Source organism: Pseudomonas sp. S60 (assembly GCF_016647865.1).
Classification (GTDB): Bacteria; Pseudomonadota; Gammaproteobacteria; order Pseudomonadales; family Pseudomonadaceae; genus Aquipseudomonas; species Aquipseudomonas parafulva.
Genome location: NZ_JACVVH010000053.1, coordinates 18,419 through 33,441, shown reverse-complemented (window position 1 = coordinate 33,441; position 15,023 = coordinate 18,419). Strand labels below are relative to the sequence as shown.

The window sequence follows — 15,023 nt, the reverse complement described above, 5'->3', positions numbered from 1 at the left end:
GTTTTGCGTTCCGTTGTCGCTGGAAGTGGGGCGCATTATAAGGGGATTCGAAAAGGCGTCAACCGTTTATTTCATTAAAGTGAAACAAAGGTTGAAACAGCGCCGCCACTGGCGGCGCTGAGGGAGGGGTTACAAACTCGGGAACGCGAACTGCGACGCCTCATGGCTGGCACGCTGCGGCCAGCGCTGGGTAATCGCCTTGCGACGGGTGTAGAAGCGCACCCCGTCAGGGCCGTAGGCATGCAGGTCGCCGAACAGCGAACGCTTCCAGCCGCCGAAGCTGTGGTAGGCCACCGGCACAGGCAGAGGCACGTTCACACCCACCATGCCCACCTCGATCTCGTCGCAGAACAGCCGTGCCGCCTCGCCGTCGCGGGTAAAGATGCAGGTGCCATTGCCGTACTCATGGTCATTGATCAGTTGCATGGCCTGCTCGAGGCTGTCGACCCGCACCACGCACAGCACCGGCCCGAAGATCTCTTCTTTATAGATGCGCATTTCAGGGGTCACCTTGTCGAACAGGGTACCGCCCACGAAATAGCCATCCTCATTGCCGGCCACACTGAAGCCACGGCCGTCGACTACCAACCTGGCACCTGCCGCCACGCCGTCATCGATGTAGCCTACGACCTTGTCGCGGGCAGCAGCCGTTACCAGCGGCCCCATGTCCAGGCCGCAGGAGGTGCCCGCACCAATTTTCAGCGCCTTGATCTGCGGTTCGAGCTTGGCGATCAGCGCATCAGCCACCTGGTCACCCACGCACACCGCCACCGAAATAGCCATGCAACGCTCACCGCATGAACCATAGGCTGCGCCCATCAATGCACTGACCGCATTGTCCAGGTCGGCGTCTGGCATCAGCACCGCGTGGTTTTTCGCCCCGCCCAGTGCCTGCACACGCTTGCCGCGCTTGGTGCCCTCGGCATAGATGTATTCGGCGATCGGGGTCGAACCGACAAAGCTCAGCGCTTTGACTTCCGGTGCCTCGATCAGGGCGTCCACCGCCTCCTTGTCGCCGTGCACCACGTTGAGGATGCCTTTGGGCAAGCCTGCTTCATGCAGCAGTTGCGCAATGAACAGGGTAGAGCTGGGGTCGCGCTCGGACGGCTTGAGAATGAACGCGTTACCACAGGCGATGGCCAACGGGTACATCCACAAGGGCACCATGGCCGGGAAGTTGAATGGCGTGATACCCGCCACCACGCCCAGCGGCTGGAAGTCGGACCAGGCGTCGATATTGGGGCCCACGTTACGGCTGTACTCACCTTTGAGCACTTCAGGGGCCGCACAGGCGAACTCGACGTTTTCGATACCGCGCTTCAGCTCGCCGGCGGCGTCTTCCAAGGTCTTGCCATGCTCTTCGCTGATCAACTGGGCAATACGGGCTTCGTTCTGTTCCAGCAGTTGCTTGAAGCGGAACATCACCTGCGCACGCTTGGCTGGCGGGGTGTTGCGCCAGGCCGGGAATGCAGCCTTGGCCGAATCGATAGCAGCTTGCACCGTGGCGCGGCTGGCCAGCTCGACCTTGCGCACAGCCTGGCCAGTGGACGGGTTGAACACATCTGTGGTGCGGTCACCCTTGGTTACCAGGTCACCGTCGATCAGGTGCTGAACAATGCTCATGAAACACTCCAGATATAGAAGGGAACGGCAGGCGCGGGCCTGCCGTTTAAATCAGAAAGATCAGTCAACCAGGTTCAGCGCTTCGCCAACCGCATCGAACAGGCGGTCCAGCTCTTCGGGCCGGGTATTGAAGGTTGGGCCGAACTGCAGGGTGTCGCCGCCAAAGCGCACGTAGAAACCTGCCTTCCACAATTTCATGGCGGCCTCGTAGGGCCGCACGATGGCGTCGCCGTCCCGGGCGGCAATCTGGATGGCGCCGGCCAGGCCGTAGTTGCGGATGTCGACGATGTTCTTGGTGCCCTTCACGCCGTGCAGCAGTTTCTCGAAGTGGGGTGCCAGCTCGGCTGCGGACTGCACCAGGCTTTCTTTCTGCAGCAGGTCCAGCGCCGCCAGGCCTGCCGCACAGGCTACCGGGTGGGCCGAGTAGGTATAGCCATGGGGGAATTCCACAGCGTAGTCCGGCGTCGGCTGGTTCATGAAGGTCTGGTAGATCTCGCTGCTGGCGATCACCGCCCCCATGGGGATGGCCCCGTTGGTGACCTGCTTGGCAATGCACATCAGGTCTGGGGTAACGCCGAACGCTTCAGCGCCGGTCATCGCGCCCATGCGTCCGAAGCCGGTAATTACTTCGTCGAAGATCAGCAGGATGTTGTGCTGGGTGCATATTTCACGCAGGCGTTTCAGGTACCCCTTCGGCGGGGGCAACACACCGGCCGAACCTGCCAGGGGCTCAACGATCACAGCGGCGATGTTGGACGCATCGTGCAGTTCGATGAGCTTGAGCATTTCGTCAGCCAGGGCGATGCCGCCCTCTTCCGGCATGCCCTTGGTGAAGGCGTTGCCCGGCAGCACGGTGTGCGGCAGGTGGTCGACGTCCAGCAACTGGCCGAACATCTTGCGGTTACCGTTCACGCCACCCAGGCTGGTACCCGCGATATTCACGCCATGGTAGCCACGGGCGCGGCCGATCATCTTGGTCTTGGTAGCCTGGCCCTTCAACCGCCAGTAGGCACGCACCATCTTCAGCGCGGTATCTGCGCACTCGGAACCTGAGTTGGTGTAGAACACATGATTCAGGTCGCCCGGGGTCAGCTCGGCGATTTTTTCGGCCAGCTGGAACGACAACGGGTGGCCAAACTGGAAGCCTGGCGAATAGTCGAGTGTGCCCACTTGGCGCGAAACCGCCTCGGTGATTTCCTTGCGGGTGTGCCCCGCGCCGCAGGTCCACAAGCCGGACAGTGCGTCGAAAATCTTGCGCCCTTTGTCGTCCACCAGGTAGTTGCCTTCAGCCGCCACGATCAGCCGCGGGTCGCGCTGGAAATTACGGTTTGCGGTGTAGGGCATCCAGTGGGCATCCAGCTTGAGCTGGCTGGCCATACCGGCGGGTGCGGTTTCGAGCATGTTCATCGGCGGTTCCTCGGGGAGCGATTAGGCAACGATGGATGTTGTTGCAGCTAACTTGGCACGGCTATAAAGTCTGAAAAACCCTGCATTTCTAACCTTTACACAGGCCGCGACTAAACTGATGAGCCGACGCCCCGATCCCCTCGCCCAAGTCAGCGATTTTGATATTCGCCTGCTCAAGATCTACCGCAGTGTGGTCGAGTGCGGTGGTTTCTCGGCCGCCGAGAACGTGCTGGGTATCGGCCGCTCGGCCATCAGCCAGCAGATGAACGACCTGGAGCAGCGCCTTGGCCTGCGCCTGTGTCAGCGGGGCCGCGCCGGTTTTTCATTGACCGAGGAAGGCCGTGAGGTCTACCACTCGGCCTTGCAGTTGCTCAGTGCGCTGGAAAGCTTCCGCACCGAGGTCAACGGGCTGCACCAGCATTTGCGTGGCGAGCTGAACATCGGCCTTACCGACAACCTGGTCACCCTGCCCCACATGCGCATTACCCACGCCCTTGCCGAATTGAAGGACCGCGGCCCGGACGTGCGCATTCAGATACGCATGGTCGCGCCAAGCCAGGTGGAACATGGCGTACTCGACGGCAGCCTGCATGTGGGTGTGGTGCCCCAGACCAGCCCGCTTTCAGGCCTGGAGTATCAGCCGCTGTACAGTGAACGCTCGCTGCTGTACTGCGCCGTGGGCCACCCGCTGTTTTACGCTGACGACAACCAGATCGACGATGAGCGCCTCAATACCCAGGAAGCCATCACCCCCACCTTCCGCCTGCCGGCCGAAATCCAGGCGCATTACCAGGCGCTGAACTGTACGGCCAGCGCCTCGGACCGTGAAGGCATGGCATTTCTCATCCTCACCGGGCGCTACATCGGCTACTTGCCTGACCACTACGCGGCGTTCTGGGTACAGCAAGGCCGCCTGCGTGCCCTCAAGCCGCGGCAACGCTTCTATGATCTGAGCCTAAGCTGGGTGACGCGCAAAGGCCGGCGCCCCAACCTGGTACTGGAAAGCTTTCTCGAAAGCCTGGCTGCGACACGCTGATGCCAGTCTCTGCCGCTAATGCTTGTTACTTGAGCGCAGGAAGGTAATCTTGTCCTACAGTCGCAGCCCTATAAACGCACGGAATCGTCCATGACCCTAGAAGTCCCTGCGCATCGCCTCCCCGCCTCGGGCAAACCCGCGGGCCGCATACGCCAGAAGAACGAGCACGCCATCATCCAGGCCGCCGAAGACGAGTTCGCCCGGCACGGTTTCAAGGGCACCAGCATGAACACCATCGCCCTCAATGCCGGCTTGCCCAAGGCCAACCTGCATTATTACTTCACCAACAAGCTGGGCCTATATATTGCGGTACTCAGCAACATCATCGAACTGTGGGACAGCACCTTCAATGCCCTCAGTGTGGATGACGACCCAGGCCAGGCCCTGAGCCAGTACATCCGCACCAAGATGGAGTTCTCGCGGCGCAACCCGCAAGCCTCGCGGATCTTCGCCATGGAAGTGATCAGCGGCGGCTCGTGCCTTACCGAATACTTCAGCGCCGACTACCGCGAATGGTTCAGGGGGCGCGCTGCGGTATTCGAGGCCTGGATCGCCGCCGGCAAGATGGACCCGGTCGACCCGGTGCACCTTATCTTCCTGCTGTGGGGCAGCACGCAGCACTATGCCGACTTCGCCACCCAGATCTGCCAGGTCACTGGCCGCAGCCGGCTGACCAAGCAGGATATGGAAACCGCCAGCAACAACCTTATCCACATCATACTCAAGGGGTGCGGCATTGCGCCGGCTGCCTGATCTTCACCTATGCCTTCTACCCTGTTAGACCTCTGCGAATACCGCGAAGAAATCCGTAAAAGCCGTTTCATCACCCTCGCCGCGCCGATCACCAGCGCTGCCGAGGCCATGAGCTTCATCGAGCGCCACAGTGACCTCGCCGCAACGCACAACTGCTGGGCCTGGAAACTGGGCCAGCAGTACCGCAGCAGCGATGATGGCGAGCCCGGCGGCACAGCCGGGCGGCCTATCCTGGCGGCCATCGAAGCGCAGGACTGCGACCAGGTGGTGGTGCTGGTTATCCGGTGGTACGGCGGCATTCAGCTTGGCACCGGGGGGTTGGCCCGTGCCTATGGCGGGGGCGCCAACAAGTGCCTGCAGCAGGCAGCCAAACGGCTGTTGGTACAACGCAGCGATTTCACCTGCAGTTGCACATTCAGCGAGCTGGCCCTGGTGAAACTGCGTATCGCAGAGGTTGACGGCCTGGTTGTGGACGAGCAGTTCACCGCCAACGGCGTAGACCTGCAGGTGGCCATTGGGGATGCCCACCTTGGTGCGCTCCAGCAGCACCTGGCAGATCTCAGCCGCGGGCGAATTCTGCTGGCCAGGCGCTGAGGGTTGCCCACAACAACTGTGGGCCTGGCTGTGGATAACCTTGGGGCATTCTGTTGCAGCCCTTTGCCAGCAAGGCCTACAGGGCATTGATCATATTTTAATCACACTATGATGGCAGCGGTAGGTACATGATTCATGGCCAGTTATCCCCACCCCTCCGCGCAGCAGCTAGCGCCCGTGGGAAACGCGGTTGCACACATTTACTGTGGAGCAGCCTGTGGATAAGCCGTGCGTCAACTGGCGCCAGGCCACGCTTTACGTGGGCTGCAAGCAACTGATCATTATTTGTTCAGTGGTTCATCTGCCCCGTAATCGGGCAAATGCCCTGCCCAAGTAATGGGGCTGTGGATTATTCTCCAAGCCCTCCTCCAACCTTTATCTATGGGAGCACCTGAGCATGACGCAAGCAAAAACTGCCCTGGTCATTGGCGCCTCTCGCGGGCTCGGCCTCGGCCTGGTAAATCGCCTGCACGAAGACGGCTGGGCCGTTACCGCCACTGTGCGCAACCCGCAACAGCCTGGCGCATTGGCAGATACCCCCGGGGTACGCATCGAACAGCTGGAGATGAACGATACCGCCCAACTGGACGGCCTCAAACAGCGGCTGGCAGGGCAGGTATTCGACCTGGTATTCATCAACGCCGGGGTCATGGGCCCGCTGCCACAAGACCTGGAGGCTGTCACGCCACAGGCCATCGGCGACCTGTTCATGACCAACGCCGTCGCACCCATTCGCCTGGCAGGCCGCTTGGTGGGCCAGGTGCGCCAGGGTACCGGCGTGCTCGCGTTCATGAGCTCAGGCCTTGGCAGCGTAGCCACCCCCGATGGCGGTGAAATCTGCCTGTACAAGGCCAGCAAGGCCGCGCTCAACTCCATGATCAACAGCTTCGCGGTCGCTCAGCAGCGCTCCGACCTTTGCGTGCTCGCCATGCACCCAGGCTGGGTGAAAACCGACATGGGTGGCGAAAACGCCGAGATCGACGTACTCACCAGTACCCGAGGCATGGTCGAGCAGATCAAGGCGCAAAGCGGCCACGCCGGCGTGCACTTCATCAACTACAAAGGTGAACCCTTGGTCTGGTGATGCCCCGGGTTGCAGCCTGGCCGGCGCATTGCCGGGCCAGGCCCTGTAGAATGGCAACAACCGTACCTGATTGAGAACACCTTGTATGTATGACTGGTTGAACGCCCTGCCCAAGGCCGAGCTGCACCTACACCTTGAAGGCTCGCTGGAGCCCGAGTTGCTGTTCGCCCTGGCAGAGCGCAACAAGATCGCCCTGCCCTGGGCTGATGTCGAAACCCTGCGTGGGGCCTATGCCTTCAACAATTTGCAGGAGTTTCTCGACCTCTACTACCAGGGCGCAGACGTGCTGCGCACCGAGCAGGATTTCTACGACCTTACCTGGGCCTACCTGCAGCGCTGCAAGGCGCAGAACGTTATCCACACCGAACCGTTCTTCGACCCACAAACCCATACCGACCGCGGTATACCCTTCGAAGTGGTACTCAACGGCATCAACCAGGCGCTCAAGGACGGCCGCCAGCAACTGGGCATCAGCAGCGGGCTGATCCTGAGTTTTCTGCGCCACCTGAGCGAAGACGAAGCGCAAAAAACCCTAGACCAGGCACTGCCGTTCCGCGATGCCTTCATCGCCGTTGGCCTGGACAGCTCGGAGATGGGCCACCCACCGAGCAAGTTCCAGCGTGTGTTCGACCGAGCCCGCAGCGAAGGCTTCGTTGCCGTCGCCCATGCCGGGGAAGAGGGCCCGCCCGAATACATCTGGGAAGCTCTGGACCTGCTGCACATCAAGCGCATCGACCACGGTGTACGCGCCATCGAAGACGAGCGCCTGATGCAGCGCATCATCGATGAACAGATCCCACTGACGGTGTGCCCGCTGTCCAACACCAAGCTGTGCGTGTTCGACCACATGAGCCAGCACAACATCCTCGACATGCTGGAACGGGGTGTGAAGGTAACGGTGAACTCCGATGACCCTGCCTACTTCGGCGGGTACGTCACGGAAAACTTCCATGCCCTGCATACTCACCTGGGCATGACCGAAGACCAGGCTCGTCGCCTGGCCCAGAACAGCCTGGACGCAAGGCTGGCCTGAGGCCTGTTCAGCCCACCTGCAAGGTCTTTACACGGGCGATGCGATTGATCTGTTGGATACCCAGCGGCGAGATGTGCAACGCCCGGGTGTCTTCGGCCTCGCGCATCCAGCCTGACTGCAGGAACAAACGGAACAGCGCCTGGCCCAGCACACCGCCCAGGTGCGGCTGGCTGTCGTGCCATTCGGTGCACCGGCAGATCACGCAGGCGCTCGGCTGACGCGGCGCCAGGGCATCGATGTATACGCCTACCAGGGCCAGTTGTGCCCGCCCTTCGTCACTGACCACAAGGTACCGGCCGCTGCCCTCCAGCCACCCGGCTACCACCAGCCGGTGATACAGCTCTGCGGCCAGCTCGCCACCCAGATGATCGCCACAGCGCCGGGCCCGTCGCATGGACAGGGGCAACGGCGGTAGCGGTGCGGTGGGGCGCTGGCCCCTGGCGCTCTCCAACTGGACACTGGCCAGGGCCTCGACAGCGGCCCCCACCTGCGGCGTTGCCAGGCGGAAATAGCGCTTGCGCCCCCTGGCCTCGTGCCGTAGCAAGCCGGCCGACGACAGCAGCGACAGATGTGCGCATGCTGACGACGAACTTAGCCCGGTCATGATGGCCAGCTCATTGGCCAACCGGGGCGTACCATCGATCAATGCCCACAACATGGCACTGCGTTTAGGATCGGCCATCAGGCTGGCGATCTGGCTGATGCTGCTGGCTGCGTTCATGTCCCTGTGACTCCCTGCAAGTTCACTGTGTAGATGCAATGGCCAACCCTGGCCGGGAAGCGCGTGCCGATGGCGGTGGCCTGGTTCGTCAGTATAAGCCGCAGAAACAGCCGATCATGCAGCCCTCCCCCAGCGCTATTGCTCGCTCAATAGCATTGGGTAGGGCTACCCATGGCGAACTGCTGAACAGGCCGCCAAGCTTCAAAAGCACCCCCGCACCGCTGGTTTTACACGTGCGATGGCAGGCGGCCAGGCTTGAATACGCGAATCCACCCGCACAACTTCGGACGAAACCGACAGCGGTCTTCTTCAAGTAGCGCGATCACAGTCGAAGGTTCCACAGCGCGCCAACCGTCAGTCAGCTCGGCAGGACGTTGCGCTGGCAGGCGGGTAAGGCCGCGCTAAACTTGAGCGGCTCCCCTCTGGAGGTATGCAGCGATGAAGATTGTCATCAGTGCGTCGAGCAGCAACCCTGCACGGCCATGGCAGGTTCAGCTCGATCAGCACAGGGTAGGTTTTTGCAGCGAGGCCGCGGCCCGCGCTTTTGTGGCCACACTGGAAACGCGCCTGCAGGCGCCTCACCCGCTCAGGCGGGCCGACTGGCCTGCAGGCGCCGGGTCAGCAGCGCGGCACTGACCACCAGGGCACCACACAGGCTCATCACCAAGGCCATTGGTACCGCACTGCCATCATGCAGCACGCCCACCAGTGCCGCGGCGCCAGCCGCGACGCTGAATTGCACGCACCCCATCAGGGCGGAGGCACTGCCGGCCCGGGCACCCTGGCCGCTCATGGCACAGGCCGAAGCATTGGGCAGGATGCACCCCAGGCTGGCGATGCACACGAACAACGGCACCAGCAGTGGCCACAGCGCGGTCGGCTTCACCGCCGCCACGCCCAGCAGGGCCACCCCCGCCGCCAGGTACACCCATACTGCACGGGCCAGCAAAAATGCCGGCCCGCGCCGCGCCAGCAGCCGTGCGTTCACCTGCGCGACCAGAATGAAACCAGCAGCATTGGCGCCGAAAAACCAGCCGTAATGTTCGGCAGGTACACCGTAGAGTTTGATGAATACAAATGGCGAGCCCGCGATGTAGGCGAACATACCCGCAATCGCAATGCCGCCCGTCAGCGCATGCCCCAGGAACACCCGGTCGCCCGCCAGCCGCAGGTACTGGCGCAGGGCCCCGGACAGCGGCTGACGCGGTACATGGGCGGGCATACTCTCAGGTAGCCCAAGGCTGACCGCCAGCAAGCAGCCGGCACTGAACAGGCTAAGCGCAAGGAAGATCGACTGCCACCCGACCAGGTTCACCAGCACGCCCCCCAGCATCGGGGCCAGTATCGGCGCCAGGCCCATGACCAGCATCAATTGCGAGAACACTTTGGCCGAGGCCACCGGGTCGCACTTGTCACTGACAATGGCCCGGGACAGCACCATGCCCGCGCAGCCACCCAGCGCCTGAACGAAGCGCGCCAGTACCAAGGCGTCCAGGCTGGGGGCGTAGGCGCACGCCAGCGAGGCCAGGGTGAACAGCGTCACGCCGAACATCAGGGGCTTGCGCCGCCCAAAGCGGTCGGCGACCGGCCCATAGAGCAACTGCCCCATGGACAGGCCAAGGAAGTAGGCGGCCAAGGTGGCCTGGACGTGTTGTTCGTCTGTGGCGAACGCCTGCGCCATGGCCGGGAAGGCAGGCAGGTAGAAGTCGATCGCCAACGGCCCGAACGCACTGAGTGCGCCCAGGATGAGCACCATTCGCAGGTTCATCAGGAATCCATAGCAGGCTAAGCAAGTGAACGATTCTACCTGCTGTGGACGCCGTCAGGAGAAAACATTTGAAACAAAGAGCCTTCCTACAAAGGCTCAGGCAGCCTCGGCCTGATAGCCCTCTTCGCGGATGGCAGCCAGCACCTGTTCCTGTGCCTGCGCGCTGTCGACGCGCACCTGCTTGGCAGCCAGGTCGACGTCCACCTTGGCGCCGGCATCCAGCGCCTGTACGGCGCGGGTCAAGGCTTTTACGCAGTGGCCGCAGGTCATGCCCTGTACGTTGAATACTTGCATCGGGGGTACCTCCTTCAGGTTTTGCACCAGTTTCAACCTTGCCACAGGGGCAAAGTCAACACGGTGGGGTGGCAATCCAGGCCGGGCTCGGCCAAGCTGCGGCTTTGACGATCAGGCAAGCAGGGGGTTTTCATGTTCAGGGCAGCATTGGGCATCGTCGGGCTGTTGGCTGTTGCCACCGCAGTGCCACCGGCCAGTGCCGAGGGCAACGCGGCGTACAGCGTGCTGATCATTTCCCGTGAGCGCCTGGAAGTGGCCACCAGTTGCGAAATTGGCGTTTACCTCAACGATCAGCTCTCCGGGCGCCTGTTCCAAGAACAGTCCACCTCGTTCAACCTGCCGCCAGGGCCGGTGGATGTGCGCTTGCGCCTGCTGCCAGGGCAGATGCCCGGCTGTGCGCCGGGCCTTGAGGACCAGCGCAGCATCCGGTTGACGCTGCAGGCGGGCCAGATCAACAAGTACCGCATTGCCATGGGCCAGTATGGGTTGGAGTTGAAAGCCACACCGCTGGACTATTGACCTTCCCCGCGTGGCAAGGTTGATGCTTGGGGCCTGTCCAAGGAGGAGAGCCATGCCCGCATCCACTACGTACAACCTGCCCATTTCCGGCATGACCTGCGCCAGCTGCGCCGGCCGGGTAGAGCGTGCCCTGCGCAAGGTCGCTGGCGCTGAACAGGTCAGCGTCAACCTGGCCACCGAGCAGGCGCGCGTCCAGGCGCCCGGCGATAGCCTGCCGGCCTTGGTCGATGCCGTGCGCGATGCCGGCTACGAAGTGCCCGTACGCAGCCTGGAGCTGCAGATTGGCGGCATGACCTGCGCCAGTTGTGCCGGCCGTGTCGAACGGGCCCTGGCCAAGGTGCCAGGGGTACAGCAGGTGTCGGTCAACCTGGCCAGCGAGCGTGCGCACGTTGAACTGCTGACCGCGGTTGACGATTCAATGCTGATCGCCAGCGTGGAACAGGCCGGTTATACCGCCAGCCTGCCGCAGGCCGCCGAGGACGAAAACCGGCTGGCCCAGCGCCGCCTGCACCGCGAGCGGCTCGCAGTAGGCGCTGCCGTATTACTGGCCCTGCCGCTGGTGTTGCCGATGCTGGTACAGCCACTGGGGCTGCACTGGATGTTGCCGGCGTGGGCGCAGTTCCTGCTGGCCACGCCGGTACAGTTCATTCTGGGTGCCCGTTTCTACGTTGCCGCCTGGAAAGCCGTGCGTGCCGGCGCTGGCAACATGGACCTGCTGGTCGCGCTGGGCACCAGCGCTGGTTACGGCCTGAGCCTCTATCAATGGGCGCAGGCACCGGCAGGCATGGCCCCTCACCTGTACTTCGAAGCGTCTGCCGTGGTAATCGCGTTGGTGCTGCTGGGCAAGTACCTGGAGAGCCGCGCCAAGCGCCAGACCGCCAGTGCCATCCGCGCCCTGGAGGCTTTGCGACCGGAGCGGGCATTGCGGGTTGTGGACGGCCGCGAGGAAGACGTGGCCATCGCCCAACTACGTGTGGGCGACCTGGTGCTGGTCAAGCCCGGGGAGCGCTACCCAGTCGACGGGGTGGTCGAGGACGGCAGCAGCCATGCTGACGAAGCCCTGATCAGCGGCGAGAGCCTGCCAGTGCCCAAGCAGCCCGGCGACTCGGTCACCGGCGGTGCCATCAACGGGGAAGGCCGGCTGCTGGTACGCACCCAGGCGCTGGGGACCGAGACCGTGCTGGCGCGCATCATCCGCCTGGTGGAAGACGCCCAGGCCGCCAAGGCACCCATCCAGAAGCTGGTCGACCGTGTCAGCCAGGTGTTCGTACCGGCGGTGCTGGTACTGGCCCTGATCACCCTGGTCGGCTGGTGGCTGGCGGGGGCTGCAATGGAAACGGCACTGATCAACGCCGTGGCCGTACTGGTCATCGCCTGCCCTTGTGCACTGGGGTTGGCCACCCCCACCGCGATCATGGCCGGCACTGGCGTGGCCGCCCGGCACGGCATCCTCATCAAGGACGCCGAGGCCCTGGAGCGGGCGCATGCGGTCAACCGCGTGGTGTTCGACAAAACCGGCACCCTCACCTCCGGCAGCCCGCGTGTGGTCCACAGCCAGGCGGTGGATGGCGACGGCGCCAGCCTGCACCGGCTGGCCGGTGCCCTGCAGCGCGGCAGTGAACACCCGCTGGCACGGGCAGTGCTGGACGCCTGCGCCGAGCAAGGGCTCGAGGTACCCAGCGTAACGGGTAGCCAGTCGCTGACCGGCCGGGGTATCGCCGGCTGCGTGGACGGCCGGGACCTGGCCCTCGGCAACCGCCGCCTGCTGCAGGACAGTGGCCTGCAACCCGGGGCTCTGGCCGCCAAGGCGCAGGCCTGGGAAGCGCAAGGCCGCACCCTGTCGTGGCTGGTCGAGCGGGGCGAGCAGCCGCGCGTGCTGGGCCTGTTCGCTTTCGGCGACAGCCTGAAGCCCGGGGCCGCGCAAGCCGTGGAAACCTTGCGTGAGCAGCACATCAGCAGCCACCTGCTGACCGGCGACAACCGCGGCAGCGCCAAGGTCGTCGCCGACACCCTCGGCATCGCCGATGTGCACGCTGAAGTATTGCCTGCCGACAAGGCCGGCACGGTCACCGCGCTCAAGCAGGACGGCGTGGTGGCGATGGTTGGCGACGGCATCAACGATGCGCCCGCCTTGGCCGCAGCCGATATCGGCATTGCCATGGGTGGCGGCACCGACGTGGCCATGCAGGCCGCCGGCATCACCCTGATGCGCGGCGACCCGCGCCTGGTGCCGGCGGCGCTGGAAATCAGCCGCAAGACCTACGCGAAGATCCGCCAGAACCTGTTCTGGGCATTCATCTACAACCTGGTCGGCATCCCCTTGGCCGCGCTGGGCTATCTCAACCCGGTACTCGCCGGCGCCGCCATGGCCCTGTCCAGTGTCAGCGTGGTCAGCAACGCGCTCCTGCTCAAGGCCTGGAAACCCGACACGCGCACCCAGGAGGCGCCATGAACATTGGCCAGGCCGCACGCCGCAGCGGGCTCAGCACCAAGATGATTCGTTACTACGAAGCCATCGGCCTGCTCAAGCCCGCCACGCGCAGCGACAGTGGTTACCGGTTGTACCAGGACGCAGACCTGCACAGCCTGGCATTCATCAAGCGCTCACGAGACCTGGGCTTTTCCCTCGAAGAGGTCGGCAAGCTGCTGACCCTGTGGCAGGACCGGCAACGCGCCAGCGCCGACGTAAAGGCGCTGGCCATGCAGCACATCGATGCACTCAACACCCGTATCAAAGAACTGGTCACCCTGCGCGACACCCTGGGTGAACTGGTTTCCCATTGCCAGGGTGATGACCGCCCGGACTGCCCGATCCTGAAAGAATTGGCCACTGGCGAGGCTGCCAGTTGCTGCCACCAGGCACCAATCGGCAGCCCGACACGCCATAAGCGTCCAAACGTGACCAAATAGTCACCTACTGCGATTTCATCCAATATTTACGGGCGTTTGCCTACATAAAACCCGGCTGCTGCCGATGCATAGGTGATCTGCCTCATGTGTCGACAATAATAATCCGGGAGCGCCTATGAGCATCAAACAGAAACTGACCTGGGCATTCGCGGTGATCGCCGGCTTGCCCATCGTACTCGTGGCCACCCTGGTGGTTCTCAACCTGCGCGGCGAAGCCCGGGACGGCTTTCTGGACAGCAGCAGCCGGGAAATCCGCCAGGTCAGCAACGCCATGAATATCTTCTTCCAGGGCATCAGCCAGAACGTGGAGTACATGGCTTCGCAACCGCTGGTCGCGGCCACTGGCGGGGAACTGAGCAAGTACATGAGCGCGACGCCGTCCTACGAACTGGGGACGCAAGCGAGCAATATCCTGGCCTTCATGACCAGCCTGGCCAATGCCCACCCGGGCTACGCCTACCTGTCTTACGGGGTGGCAGACGGCGGCTACGTGGGGTGGCCCGCCGGGCAGAAATTCGTCAACTACGACCCCCGCACGCGCCCCTGGTACCAGTTGGCCATGGCCAACCCCGGCAAGACCCTGCGCACCAGTGCCTACTACTGGGCTGCCGATGACGCGGTGCTGGTCAGCACGGTGCGCGCCGTTGCCAACCAGTTGGGCAACCCGGGTGGCGTGGTCAACGTCGATGTCTCGATCAAAGGCCTGACGGAGATCGTCAAGCAGATCAAGCTGGGCGAAAGTGGCTACCTGCTGCTGATTGAAAACAACGGCAACGTACTGGTCGACCCACGCGATACCACGCACAACTTCAAACCGCTGGCGAGCTTCGGCGACGGTTACGCCGAGCTGGCCAAACACGGCAAGGGCCTGGCCGAAGTCGAGCTGAACGGCGTGCGCTACATGGCCAATATCTACCCGGACGAAAAACTGGGCTGGACCCTCATCGGCCTGATCGAGCAAGGTGAAGTGATGCAAACCACCACCCGCCTGACCTGGCTCATCGGCATCGTCGCGCTGGTGCTGGCAGCCGTGTTCGCCGTGGTGGGCGCCACCTTCGCCAAACTCATCGTGCGCCCGATCAACAGCGTGACCAGCGGCCTGGAAGACATTGCCCAAGGCGAAGGCGACCTTACCCGCAACCTGGAGATCCGAGGCCGCGACGAAACCGCGCAACTGGCCAGCTGGTTCAACCAGTTCTTGGGGGCCATCCGCAGCCTCATTCAGCACATCGGCGCGGCAGCCGGTAACATTCTCAACACCTCCACCCGTTCAACCCGGGT

The 15,023-nt window shown here is 63.2% G+C and carries 13 protein-coding genes and 1 pseudogene; 9 read left to right on the top strand and 5 right to left on the bottom strand.

Annotated features, from left to right (window positions below):
- Positions 1-129: 129 nt before the first annotated feature.
- Both IAE33_RS21155 and IAE33_RS21150 read right to left on the bottom strand, forming a co-directional pair.
- Positions 130-1,623: a CoA-acylating methylmalonate-semialdehyde dehydrogenase gene (locus IAE33_RS21155; RefSeq protein WP_028632978.1), complete on the bottom strand. Its 1,494-nt coding sequence runs from the start codon at positions 1,621-1,623 to the stop codon at positions 130-132.
- Positions 1,624-1,683: 60 nt separating this feature from the next.
- Complete coding sequence (locus IAE33_RS21150; protein ID WP_028632979.1) at positions 1,684-3,030, bottom strand: aspartate aminotransferase family protein; 1,347 nt, start codon at positions 3,028-3,030, stop codon at positions 1,684-1,686.
- Positions 3,031-3,145: 115 nt separating this feature from the next.
- Here IAE33_RS21150 and IAE33_RS21145 point away from each other — a divergent pair, with 115 nt between their 5' ends.
- The 5 genes from IAE33_RS21145 to IAE33_RS21125 all read left to right on the top strand — a co-directional run bounded on the left by IAE33_RS21145 (position 3,146) and on the right by IAE33_RS21125 (position 7,530).
- Entirely contained in the window at positions 3,146-4,066 is a 921-nt protein-coding gene (locus IAE33_RS21145; RefSeq protein ID WP_177331181.1) for a LysR family transcriptional regulator, read from the top strand.
- A gap of 90 nt (positions 4,067-4,156) precedes the next feature.
- A complete protein-coding gene (locus IAE33_RS21140; protein WP_028632981.1) occupies positions 4,157-4,819 on the top strand; it encodes a TetR/AcrR family transcriptional regulator in 663 nt (220 codons plus the stop codon).
- Positions 4,820-4,828: 9 nt separating this feature from the next.
- On the top strand, positions 4,829-5,413 hold the full coding sequence (locus tag IAE33_RS21135; RefSeq protein WP_028632982.1) for an IMPACT family protein: 585 nt from the start codon (positions 4,829-4,831) through the stop codon (positions 5,411-5,413).
- 397 nt (positions 5,414-5,810) lie between these two features.
- Complete coding sequence (locus IAE33_RS21130) at positions 5,811-6,497, top strand: SDR family oxidoreductase (protein WP_201164947.1); 687 nt, start codon at positions 5,811-5,813, stop codon at positions 6,495-6,497.
- An 85-nt stretch (positions 6,498-6,582) separates the two neighbouring features.
- Positions 6,583-7,530 carry an adenosine deaminase gene (locus IAE33_RS21125; RefSeq protein WP_201164946.1) on the top strand — a complete coding sequence of 316 codons (948 nt, stop codon included), beginning with the start codon at positions 6,583-6,585 and terminating at the stop codon, positions 7,528-7,530.
- A 7-nt stretch (positions 7,531-7,537) separates the two neighbouring features.
- Here IAE33_RS21125 and IAE33_RS21120 read toward each other — a convergent pair whose 3' ends face one another.
- The 3 genes from IAE33_RS21120 to IAE33_RS21110 all read right to left on the bottom strand — a co-directional run bounded on the left by IAE33_RS21120 (position 7,538) and on the right by IAE33_RS21110 (position 10,313).
- Entirely contained in the window at positions 7,538-8,251 is a 714-nt protein-coding gene (locus IAE33_RS21120) for an ArsR/SmtB family transcription factor (RefSeq protein ID WP_028632985.1), read from the bottom strand.
- Between the two features lie 586 nt (positions 8,252-8,837).
- Positions 8,838-10,019 (bottom strand): multidrug effflux MFS transporter, encoded by a 1,182-nt coding sequence (locus IAE33_RS21115; RefSeq protein ID WP_028632986.1) that lies wholly within the window; start codon positions 10,017-10,019, stop codon positions 8,838-8,840.
- 96 nt (positions 10,020-10,115) lie between these two features.
- On the bottom strand, positions 10,116-10,313 hold the full coding sequence (locus IAE33_RS21110) for a heavy-metal-associated domain-containing protein (protein ID WP_201164945.1): 198 nt from the start codon (positions 10,311-10,313) through the stop codon (positions 10,116-10,118).
- A 132-nt stretch (positions 10,314-10,445) separates the two neighbouring features.
- Here IAE33_RS21110 and IAE33_RS21105 point away from each other — a divergent pair, with 132 nt between their 5' ends.
- The 4 genes and pseudogenes from IAE33_RS21105 to IAE33_RS25020 form a co-directional block, all read left to right on the top strand.
- A complete protein-coding gene (locus IAE33_RS21105) occupies positions 10,446-10,832 on the top strand; it encodes a hypothetical protein (RefSeq protein WP_028632988.1) in 387 nt (128 codons plus the stop codon).
- Positions 10,833-10,884: 52 nt separating this feature from the next.
- A complete protein-coding gene (locus IAE33_RS21100; protein ID WP_201164944.1) occupies positions 10,885-13,284 on the top strand; it encodes a heavy metal translocating P-type ATPase in 2,400 nt (799 codons plus the stop codon).
- Complete coding sequence (gene cueR, locus IAE33_RS21095; RefSeq protein WP_201164943.1) at positions 13,281-13,742, top strand: Cu(I)-responsive transcriptional regulator; 462 nt, start codon at positions 13,281-13,283, stop codon at positions 13,740-13,742. The genes IAE33_RS21100 and cueR overlap by 4 nt, the downstream gene beginning before the upstream one ends.
- 115 nt (positions 13,743-13,857) lie before the next feature.
- Positions 13,858-14,943: pseudogene (locus IAE33_RS25020) on the top strand (HAMP domain-containing protein); the annotation flags it as partial.
- Positions 14,944-15,023: the final 80 nt, after the last annotated feature.

What these genes read in the sequence shown, in the direction of transcription:
- IAE33_RS21155 (WP_028632978.1), bottom strand. Translation starts at nt 1,623, where the DNA reads ATGAGCATTGTTCAGCACCTGATCGACGGTGACCTGGTAACCAAGGGT.
- IAE33_RS21150 (WP_028632979.1), bottom strand. Translation starts at nt 3,030, where the DNA reads ATGAACATGCTCGAAACCGCACCCGCCGGTATGGCCAGCCAGCTCAAG.
- IAE33_RS21140 (WP_028632981.1), top strand. Translation starts at nt 4,157, where the DNA reads ATGACCCTAGAAGTCCCTGCGCATCGCCTCCCCGCCTCGGGCAAACCC.
- IAE33_RS21135 (WP_028632982.1), top strand. Translation starts at nt 4,829, where the DNA reads ATGCCTTCTACCCTGTTAGACCTCTGCGAATACCGCGAAGAAATCCGT.
- IAE33_RS21130 (WP_201164947.1), top strand. Translation starts at nt 5,811, where the DNA reads ATGACGCAAGCAAAAACTGCCCTGGTCATTGGCGCCTCTCGCGGGCTC.
- IAE33_RS21125 (WP_201164946.1), top strand. Translation starts at nt 6,583, where the DNA reads ATGTATGACTGGTTGAACGCCCTGCCCAAGGCCGAGCTGCACCTACAC.
- IAE33_RS21120 (WP_028632985.1), bottom strand. Translation starts at nt 8,251, where the DNA reads ATGAACGCAGCCAGCAGCATCAGCCAGATCGCCAGCCTGATGGCCGAT.
- IAE33_RS21115 (WP_028632986.1), bottom strand. Translation starts at nt 10,019, where the DNA reads ATGAACCTGCGAATGGTGCTCATCCTGGGCGCACTCAGTGCGTTCGGG.
- IAE33_RS21110 (WP_201164945.1), bottom strand. Translation starts at nt 10,313, where the DNA reads ATGCAAGTATTCAACGTACAGGGCATGACCTGCGGCCACTGCGTAAAA.
- IAE33_RS21105 (WP_028632988.1), top strand. Translation starts at nt 10,446, where the DNA reads ATGTTCAGGGCAGCATTGGGCATCGTCGGGCTGTTGGCTGTTGCCACC.
- IAE33_RS21100 (WP_201164944.1), top strand. Translation starts at nt 10,885, where the DNA reads ATGCCCGCATCCACTACGTACAACCTGCCCATTTCCGGCATGACCTGC.
- cueR (WP_201164943.1), top strand. Translation starts at nt 13,281, where the DNA reads ATGAACATTGGCCAGGCCGCACGCCGCAGCGGGCTCAGCACCAAGATG.